8 protein-coding genes are annotated in these 10,260 nt (G+C 38.4%); all 8 read right to left on the bottom strand.

The window, feature by feature from the left end:
- Positions 1-183: 183 nt before the first annotated feature.
- The 8 genes from QRD02_RS13015 to QRD02_RS12980 all read right to left on the bottom strand — a co-directional run bounded on the left by QRD02_RS13015 (position 184) and on the right by QRD02_RS12980 (position 9,880).
- Complete coding sequence (locus QRD02_RS13015; RefSeq protein WP_290255394.1) at positions 184-1,206, bottom strand: glycosyltransferase family 4 protein; 1,023 nt, start codon at positions 1,204-1,206, stop codon at positions 184-186.
- Positions 1,169-2,434, bottom strand: coding sequence for an O-antigen ligase family protein (locus QRD02_RS13010; RefSeq protein WP_290255393.1), 1,266 nt, complete (start codon positions 2,432-2,434; stop codon positions 1,169-1,171). Before QRD02_RS13010 ends, QRD02_RS13015 begins: the two co-directional genes overlap by 38 nt.
- A 104-nt stretch (positions 2,435-2,538) precedes the next feature.
- Positions 2,539-3,657 (bottom strand): glycosyltransferase, encoded by a 1,119-nt coding sequence (locus tag QRD02_RS13005; RefSeq protein WP_290255392.1) that lies wholly within the window; start codon positions 3,655-3,657, stop codon positions 2,539-2,541.
- Positions 3,658-3,995: 338 nt separating this feature from the next.
- The gene (locus tag QRD02_RS13000; protein ID WP_290255391.1) at positions 3,996-5,078 is read right to left on the bottom strand and encodes a glycosyltransferase family 4 protein; all 1,083 of its coding nucleotides are present in this window, start codon (positions 5,076-5,078) and stop codon (positions 3,996-3,998) included.
- Positions 5,079-5,326: 248 nt separating this feature from the next.
- Positions 5,327-5,599: a four helix bundle protein gene (locus QRD02_RS12995; protein WP_290255390.1), complete on the bottom strand. Its 273-nt coding sequence runs from the start codon at positions 5,597-5,599 to the stop codon at positions 5,327-5,329.
- A 525-nt stretch (positions 5,600-6,124) separates the two neighbouring features.
- Positions 6,125-7,543 (bottom strand): glycosyltransferase family 2 protein, encoded by a 1,419-nt coding sequence (locus QRD02_RS12990; RefSeq protein WP_290255389.1) that lies wholly within the window; start codon positions 7,541-7,543, stop codon positions 6,125-6,127.
- Between the two features lie 125 nt (positions 7,544-7,668).
- A complete protein-coding gene (locus QRD02_RS12985) occupies positions 7,669-8,724 on the bottom strand; it encodes an exostosin domain-containing protein (protein WP_290255388.1) in 1,056 nt (351 codons plus the stop codon).
- A gap of 859 nt (positions 8,725-9,583) precedes the next feature.
- Entirely contained in the window at positions 9,584-9,880 is a 297-nt protein-coding gene (locus tag QRD02_RS12980; protein WP_290255387.1) for a GIY-YIG nuclease family protein, read from the bottom strand.
- Between the last annotated feature and the right edge of the window lie 380 nt (positions 9,881-10,260).

Genomic DNA, 10,260 nt, shown 5'->3' with positions numbered 1-10,260 from the left:
GGGTATTGGTTATTGGGTATTTGATTATTGGTTATTTGATTATTGATTATTGGTTATTGGTTATTGGTTATTGGTTATTGGTTATTGGTTATTGGGTATTGGGTATTGAATAACTATAATTTATAATTATGGGTAACGGATAATTGATACCTGATTACTGTATCCCCCAAATTTACCCAAATTTCAATCATCCAAAAGGTTTATCCATTTATGTTTTACGATTTCCCAATGGAAAGTTTCTATCTTCTTTCGGGCGTTTTGTGCTATTTGTTGGGCCTTTATGGGGTTTTGGCAAAGTTGTTCAATGGCATTTACAAAAAGTTGGGCATTGTTGGGAGGTACCAAGATGCCATCTACACCATCCTCAATTAAATAAGGCATGCCGCCCACATTGGTGGAAATAACTGGGAATCCAAGCGCCATGGCCTCCATAACGCTTAGAGGCATATTGTCGAAATTGGTTGTGTTTATAAAAATATCAAAATTCTTGGAAAGGGGAATCCATTCCGCTTTTTGCAATTGTCCTGGGAAAAGAATGGGAAGATCAAGCTGGGAAACAGTTTTTTTATAATGATGCATCGATCCTTCCTTATCGGGACCTATCATTGTCAGGGAAACATCACTTCCCTTTTTTTTGAGAAGGGATACAATTTCTAAGGCAAGGGAAGGGTTGTATATTTCTGAGAAGGACCGCAACCAGAATAGTTTTGGGGTTATAGTTTCCCGCAGGTGAAACGGGTATGCTTCTATGTTTAGAGCATTGGGAATATAGGTAAGGTTTTGGAATCCGGCCTCTTGAAAATGCTTCATCATATATTGGGAAGGGGCGACATTGGTGAGGGCATTTCCAAAGAGTTTTTTCGTAGCAGACTGATTTTTCTTTAATCGATTAGGCAGATTGCCCCCGTGCAATATTGGGATGTAGGGCAATTTATAAAACCGGCATAAGGCGGCGATGATGACGGCAAATAAAAAATTCTGAGTACTGTAGGTGTCGATGAGTACAAGATCTATGTTTTTTCTATTACTGAAGGTAACCCAGATCATATCGAACAATCGGAGGAATTTATTTTCTTGGGAGGAAGCGGTTAATGCGCTAAATCCCTCCGCTTCCAACTTTGATGGAAGGATGTCAATAGCCGTGGGATTGCGACCGTGGGCAGCCAGTTTATTTCCTATGTATAGCAGTTTTTTTCTTCGCGGCATAATCGAGGTTTAGTAAGCAGAGGGCATAAATAAATGCTGGGGCGGCGATGCGCATGGAGGTGGTAACAATGGTAAGCAACCAAAATATCAGAAAGGGATAAAAGTAGATATTCTTCCGACCGTTTATTTTTGTGATAAGCGGAGCAAATATAAGAACCAGCAATGCTAAAATACCGAACATACCATGTTCTGAGAGCATCCGGGAAATTTCATTATGGGAAGCAGAGGTTATTCCCATTTCTTCCTTAAACTGAAACTTACCCTGTCCTACCCCTATCCCGAAAAATGGATTCTCTTTAAATGATTCCATTTCAACTGCCAAGAGATCGACTCTTCCCGTAGTAATATCATCCTTTTCTCTTCCTAAAGCATCTTCATTGGCGTAACGATTGCCTATTAGTCCTCCCGTTTGGGAAAGAGTATAACCCCATAAGGCGATAGTTACACCTACAACTATAAAAACTTTTAATGAAATTTTCGTCTTGGTTCTTAAGCCAGTATTAAAGTATAATATAAATATAAATACGAGACACATAATTACCGATACTAAAACACCGCCGCGAGAAAAAGTTAACAGTGCCCTGTATGCCATTACAAGCATAAAAAACATCATTGTATAATGTAACAGTTTATTTTTATATGGAAGTAGTAGGCGGGTAAATAGTATAAAAACACCTAGACCTAAAACAGTTGCAACTTGGTTGGGTCCATAACCACCTGAAAGGGCAGAATTTGAAGCAGTATTAGTGATAATATCCTGAATATTTGGTGTATATAAAATTATATAAATTACCATAGCAATAATTGGATAAACCATATAATCCAAAATTCTCAGAAACTTACTAAAGCAAATAGATCTGCCAAAGCAGAAGACGGCGGCCACAGTCAAACAGAAAGGACCGCTAATATTGAATAGAACTGTGGTTCGAAAATTTGCGCTGTAATGAATTTCATCATAGGATATCATCACAGCCGGAAGAAGGAGCAAAAGATAAAGAACGTATGGAAAAGCATTCTTTTTGAAACCCAAATAAAAAATACCAAGGAACATAAAGAATATGACGGCATACTTACCCGTTTCATAAAAAACAAAGGCTTTTGTCATCCGTAAAAAAACTTCCGCACCTGTAATATATGCAGCTGCAAGAAGAACATACTCAGCCTTATTCTTCTTAACAATTATTTTATAGATAAAATATCCTAAAACCGCAAGTAAATAAACCATCATTAGGGAACGATTTATATAAGCCAAGAATCCAATAAATACATGAAGGATAATGGCATTTAAGGGTTTAATATTTTGAAAAATGGGAGGTGCTATAAGTATTAAATTTAATTTTTTATTATTTTCTTTTGGACTTTAGATATATAATAGGGAAAAGTAAACTTGGAAGCTCCAAGATAACAATCAGATGCCATTTTGTATAGATTATTTGTATTTTTTGACAAGACTATTTGCAGTAATTCCCGCAAACGAAATTCATTTATAGGGTTTATTAAAAATCCATTCATTCCATTAACATACTGGCCAATACTCGATATATCGGAAACTATGGGAATACAGCCAAAATTCATCCCCTCGGCGATGACCTTTGGAAATCCTTCGGAATCACTTGGCAACAAAATGAACTGTGCTTCCCTATAAATATGAAAAACCTCATCCCTGTTTAAAAAACCGTGAAATATGACTGGCAGGTTTAGGGCCTTGCATTGGGCTTTATAACTGTCCATTTTCACCCCATTCCCTATAAAGTGTATAACCTTTAAGTTCTCCAATGAATCTAGAGCGCCGAAGGCATCGATAATGCGTTGCACTCCTTTCGCATCTTCCAGCCTGCCAACAAAACAAAAGGTAAATGGCAGTTCAAAAGATTTTTCTTTGGTAATAAGCAATCCTTCCTTCCGCTCTTTTTCCGTTAGGCAAGGGTTTTCAAAAGTCAGGCAATGTTCGGGTTGGTTTGGCCAGCTTCCATTGATGGTTACCTTTCGGGATTGATTTTTTAACATCCAACGCTGCAGCGCATATCCCAAAGGAGGCTGGGTTTGGTTCCAATTGCCCGCATATTTATACCACCCCTTTTTATTACTGAAAAAAGTGAGGTATGGAATTAAAAATACGCCCATCCCCGTGGGGGTTCGCAGTTGGAATATATCTACTTTTTTTAGGGTTTTTCCTACTGTATTTATGATTGCGGGAATATTACCAAGAATCCTTAGCTTCGCCTCAATTCCATTTCCGCCGACTGGCTTTAAGGGCACAAATTTTATGTTTTCGGAAATGTAGGGCAAAGAACTTGGCGGAGGATTGCCGGGATGTAAAAAGGCGATGTGATATATTTCTTCGAAAGCGTTTGCCAAATGGTTAATCTCACTAATTGTTGGTCCCCACCCCACGATGGTACCATCGGGATTTTGATAGTGCTCAGTATGGGAGATAATGGCTAGGGTCATTGGTTAGGGGGTTATTTGGTTATTGGTCAATAGGTGAATAGGTGAATGTGTGAATAGTTGAATGGGTAAATTGGTGAATTGTTGAATTGGTGAATTGGTGAATGGGTGAATGGGTGAATATTTGTCTTTGGTTTTCATGCTTTGTCCCTATTCTTTATTCTTGGTTCTTGGGTTAATTGGTTATTGGTTATTGGTTATGAGGTTATTGTGTTATTGGTTAGTCGTTAATGGTTAATGGTTAATGGTTAATGGTTAATGGTTAATGGTTAATGATAATTAATTATTGATAATTGATAATTGATTATTGATAATTGATTATTGATTATTGGTTATTGGTTCTATTTCAGTATATCCAAATATAACTTAATCACCTTATCCCACGTGAATTTCTGGGACCAGGTTTTTGCTTTTTGGGAATAGGATTCGTAGTTATTTAATATATCTGTCAAAGCTTCGGCTAAGTGTTCGGGATTTTTGTTGTTTATCAACTTGCCGGAAACTCCATGGTCTATGGCATCCTCAATACCACAGCCTAGAGAGCCAATTGCGGGTATCCCCAAAGCGTTGGCTTCCAATATTGCAATTCCAAAACCTTCGGCATCGCCGGATTTTGTGGTTTCGCTCAACATCACGAAAACATCGGCTTGCGAAAGCAATTCTATTTTTTCTTGTTCCGAAACTTTTCCAAAGAAAACCACAGCCTCCTCTACCCCTAACTTTAAGGCCAATTTTTCCAAACGATCCTTTTCGGTCGGAATTCCAACTATATGATATTTTAAGTCGGGATAGTCCTTTAATAAATTTGGAAGGGCGTTGATGACGTTGTGTTGGCCCTTGCGCTGGGTGATGTTGCCGATAGTAATTAAAACGGGAATGGGGTCTTTTTTTCGTTGTGCTATTGTGGGGAATAGAATCTTATATCCGTTGGGTACTACACTTATATTTTTTAAGTCTAGATGGGAAATCAAAGACTTGGTGAAGTTGCTTACCGCTATTATTTTATCAAATCGATATAATGATAGATCGGTCAACTTGCGGAGAAAAATATTGGGGAGCCGCAATTCGCTTCCGTGGATGATGGCAATAAAATTCCTTGAAAAGAAAAAGGAGAGAAAGGCGCCCATCCATAATGGGAATTTGCCCGAACACATTATTGTATCCGTATTTCGCGTATAGAAAAAGGCGGTGCGGATACGCTTTATATAACTAAAGAACATTATTTTTTTCCTCGGAATCCGCACAACTTTAAAGGGCTGTTTTTGGTCGAATACTTCTTCGGCCTGGCCGCTTATGGATTGGGTATCGCAAATTATGGTAACATCCTTTCCACTATTCTGTAAACCCAAGGCCAAATTGTAGGCGTGGTTGCCGATGCCACCTGGCTGGGGTGGGAATTCGGAGGTTAGGATTAGGGTTTTCATTACAGTTGTTGGTTGTCGGTTTTCGATTGTCGGTTGTCGTTTGTCGGTTGTCGGTTGTTGGTTGTTGGTTGTCAGTTATCGGTTATCGGTTGCCTGTTGTCTGTTGTGGGTTGTCTGTTTTCTTTTTTCTGTTGTCGGTTATCTGTTGTGGGTTGTTTGTTAAGCTTGCCAATTTTTTTCTACATATTGAATAAATGTAAAAATTTTTGCACGTAAACCATCATATTTTATAATTAACTCAGGTACTTCTAGGATATCATATAATTCTTTAATTGTTTCGAACTGTCCTTTACATTCCAATAGAGAAACATGTGATACGTCAAAAATTTAATAAAATCCTGTTTGTATTTTCTCCTTCCGTATATTTCAATAATACTGTTTTTAACACTTTTTGAAGACCTTCTTACCTGACCGCCCTGTTCGTACAATTCAAATTTTGGCATTTTCAGCGAAGCATGATGCACTTCGATGGAGTAGTGAAAAGCCAAATTATAAATATCTAGATCCTTATAACTTTTCATGATGTTTTGGTTGTCTATCGGTTTTCTGTTGTTTGGTGTGGGTTGTCGGTTGGCGGTTGTCTGTGGTCGGTTGTTGGTTGTCGGTTGTCTGTTGTCAGTTGTTGGTTGTTGTTTTTCTACATCTTCGCTAAAAGTTTGTTAGAGTACGGTTATCAGTTGTCGGTTTGGGAATTTGGTTTGGATATATAATTATTAAAGGGGTGTCTTATAACCACAAAGTTCACGGAGTTTTCACAAAGGTCACAAAGGGAGACGTTTTGAGAATTATGTGACTTCATTTTGATTTTGTGTTTTTGGTTTGGATATTCAATTATTAAAGGGGGTCTTATAACCACAAAGTACACTGAGTTTTTCACAAAGGACATAAAGGGAGAGGTTTTGAGAATTATGTGACTTCATTTTGATTTTTTGATTCTGGAAAGTATTTATTTTTAAATAGAATTTTTTTTACCACAAAGATCACTAAGGTTTTCACAGAGGTCGCAAAGGGAGTTTGTTTTTCGCACTTTGTGATTTCATTAGAAATTACAACTGATTTATCATTGCTCCTTGCTTCAACTTTTTTGATGCCAAATGCCACGAAATAACCACTTGCAGGATAACGAACGGAAACAAAAATAGTGAGATTAGCATCCCTAGGACCAACATTTTTTTGTTTTTCTTGTACCGGTATGGGATGATGGATTGGGGGACGTTTCTGAAAAGGGCCAGGAGCGTGCGTTTTTTCCCGAAATATTTTCGGTAGAGATAGAGTACGCTGGGGATGGGGCGTGGGGAAAATAATTTTTTGGGCCTGAAGGCATCCCAACTGCCCATTTGCCTTAAGCCTCCAGTTCCTGCTTTTACGTCAATACATGAAGCGAAAGGGTTTGAGATGCTTTTAAGTCCGTGTAAATATGCTCTAAGTCCAAATTCGCCATCGCCCATTCGTTGCTTTTCAAATTGGCGATCGAAGAGACCTATTTTTCGGAAAACGTCTTTATAAAGCATGGCATTACCAGTAGCGAATTGAGACGCTAGGCAGAAAAAGGAGCGTTCTGGAGGAATAGAACTTCCTTCAGGATAAAATACGCCGGCAGAAATTTCTGCATTAAAATAATCGAGACATCGCAAATGATTTTCTATCCAACCTGGACTTATACGTACATCATCCTCGGATAGTGCGATTATACTCCCTTTAGATTTTTCAATGGCCGTATTCCTAGCAAGCCACAAGGCAGGTTCCTTTTGTTGTATATGGCGAATATTTAGATTAAAACTCTTACTGAAATCCTCATTAAAAGGCTGTGACTGATCGATAATCAAGATTTCAAAATTGGTATAGGTCTGTTTTTCAAAATCGGCAAGTATATCTTTTAGATATTCATAGCGGTTTAGAGTTGGAATTACTATACTTACAAAGGGTTTTTCTTTAAGCAGAAACGATTCCGAGCTATGCCATTCGGGATACTGAATTGGATTTTTTAAATATCCACTTCTCTTAACTCCCCCACTCTTTTTCCAAGCGATAATTTCCTTGATTGGATTCTTAAGCGAAAATATTCTTAACATCAAAACATAAAAAACCCAAACCGGGTGAAAGTATTTCCGCAGAAAACGATATTCATCAACTATAGGTACTTTATCAAAAGTGGTATAAACTTCTACATTTCCAATGTAGCCTTTATTGATTGCCTGCCAGGAGAGGTCATATTCAAGGGCCTTTTGACTTTTAAAATTAGGTTCCGGGATTAGTTGGGCGAGAATTTCCTTCGGAAAGTGTTCCACTTTGGGAAAAATGGAAGTTCTGTCATTTCTATATAACTGAAAGTAATGGGTGGGCTGTAGGTATTTTAGGAAAGAAAATAGCATCATGAAATTGATTTCGGCAAGGGTGCATTCTGTTGAATTCCCTTTAAGTATGAAAAATATGGTTTCTCTTTCGGCAAAAGTAAGAGATGACATTTCCCCCTTGTTTTTACAGGCTCCCCAGAGGTTACTACTTCCCCCGTTTTCAAATACCACATCTTATAAGCCATTTTTTTGTTCCATGCTATCAACATTTCAGTAGCTTCCCGAAAGCCATTTTTTTAAATTTCATTAAAGAATATTTTAAAAAAACCTCCCATAGTCAATTGCTCTTTCCACAGGGTTCTGTTTGCTAGTTGTAAATCTATAAAATCCGCTTTAGATAGGGAGTCATGAAACGCTTTAACTTTTTCCGATACCTGATTGCGCTCGGAATACTCAACCCAGACCATATGTTTTTTCCAATCAATAGTATTTTCCAAAGGCAGGGAACAATCGGTATTTATAAAAATAGGGATTCGCCCCATAGCAAGTGTTTCATAAAGACGGATCGAAAAATTTCCGGCCCCGCGCACGCAGACCACATAATCGGAATTTTTAAGATTATCATAAAAATCAATGGTGGTCTGGTGCAAATCCTTATTGCTTCGCACTCCGGCCCGGTATTTTTTACGGTATATAAAGTTGGTTGAGACATAAACAGATTGCTCCAGTTTTTTTAGGACAGAAGCCCTTAAAAAGGAAGTTGAAAGTATCGCTTGTGGTTCATGGGCCGAAAGACCGATATAGCTTATTAAATTTCGCAAATTGGTATGGAGGATTTCCTTAAAGGCATTTAAAACTGATGGATTGGCTTGTCCACAAAAGCCTATTAGTGGTTTTACATTATATGGCCGTAAGAATATTTTATCGGAAGCATAATACTTTTTTAGCGGATCGGCAATAAAAGCAGGAATGGCATATTCATTTTTGGTGAATTTTGATTTATACCCACTGGGACGAAGCACAATTAGATTTTCATAAAATGGAATTCTAACTCCAAAATCGCCTGCGTTAAATGTGACTACCTTTTTTTTTCGCATTGCACATTCTTTTATGAAAGCAATGGCGCGTGGTTGTTGGTTGGTTTTAAGATAAAAATTCCAAGCCATGGTCAGTACTGCGATATCTGCATTTTCCAAATCCTGAGCAAAAACGAAATCTTGGTCGGAAACGCTGTAAGAGGCTATTCGCTGAGCATCAGTAAAACCTTCGGACTTGATAAACGGCTTCAATAACGGGAAGAGCATACTGCGATGGTCTTTATCGTAATGTGTTTTTGGATAGTAAATTTTCACTAGGGTAAATATAGTATTTTTGTGGGTGGTTGGTAGGTTCTCGATACATTTTTCAAAGCTGCTGCGCTGCTTTGAAAAACACTCGAACTGACAGGGGGGTATAGTTTCTGTCAAGAGCAATTAAAATGGAACACAACATTGGAAACGCTGTCAGGTCGAGTGAATTTGAAGGAACCGACAACATTTCAAACGCTGTCAGGTCGAGTGAATTTGAAGGAGCGACAGCTATTTCAAATTTGTATCGAGACCCTATTGGAAGATTCGAACCAGCAGCCGTTCTCGATACATTTTCTAAAGCCGCTGCGCTGCTTTGAAAAACACTCGAACTGACAAAGGGGTATAGTTTCCGTCAAGGGCATAAAATGGCACACAACATTTAAAACGCTGTCAGAGCGAGTGAATTTGAAGGAGCCGACAACATTTAAAACGCTGTCAGGTCGAGTGAATTTGAAGGAGCCGACAACATTTCAAACGCTGTCAGGTCGAGTGAATTTGAAGGAGCCGACAACTTTTCAAATGATGTCAGGTTGAGTGAATTTGAAGAAGCCGACAACTTTTAAAACGATGTCAGGTCGAGTGAATTTGAAGGAGCGACAGCTACTTCAAATTTGTATCGAGACCCTATTGGAAGATTCGAACCAGCAGCCGTTCTCGATACATTTTTCAAACCTGCTGCGCTACTTTGAAAAACACTCGAACTGACAAAGGGGTATAGTTTCCGTCATGGGCATAAAATGGCACACAACATTGGAAACGCTGTCAGGTCTAGTGAATTTGAAGGAGCCGACAACATTTTAAACGCTGTCAGGTCGAGTGAATTTGAAGGAGCGACAGCTACTTCAAATTTGTATCGAGACCCTTATTTTTTCAAAAACTTCTTTTTAGCAAGATTCGGTAATAAATCAAATTCCTCATTAATTAATGCTTGCTTTTTCGCGCGAGACCATTTTTTTATTTGCTTTTCCGTGGCAATGGCCATTATTACTTCTGAAAACGTACAGTAATATACAAGTTCAACCGGTAAACGTCTGGCCGTATAACTGTTCAAATGCTTTCTATGTTTGTGGTCTTCCAATCGCTGTGTTAAATTGGAAGTAACTCCAGTATAGTAGGAACCATCTGAACAGGATAGTATGTATACAAAATAGGTCTTCACAATATTAAATTACGGAAAAAATGGAGATTTTTGCTTTGAAATTCGTTCTCGATATACTTCGACAAGTTCAGTTCAGGCATTTTTTGTTTGGCTGCGCTGTGTAAAAAATAATCATACTGACAGGGAAGATGCGTCGGCGGTAGGTTCTCGATACATTTTTTGTTACGCTTCGCTACACAAAAAACACTCGAACTTACAGAGGGGGCAATGCATTGGTGGAAGGTTCTCGATACATTTTTTGTTACGCTTCGCTACACAAAAAACAATCGAACTGACAGAGGGGGTAGATGCGTCGCTGGTAGGTTCTCGATACATTTTTCAAAGCTGCTGCGCTGCTTTGAAAAACACTCGAACTGACAGAGGGTTATGGGTTTTGGGGG

This window comes from Aequorivita aurantiaca, from assembly GCF_030410135.1.
Lineage (GTDB): Bacteria > Bacteroidota > Bacteroidia > Flavobacteriales > Flavobacteriaceae > Aequorivita > Aequorivita aurantiaca.
This window is presented reverse-complemented; position numbering and strand designations above follow the sequence as displayed.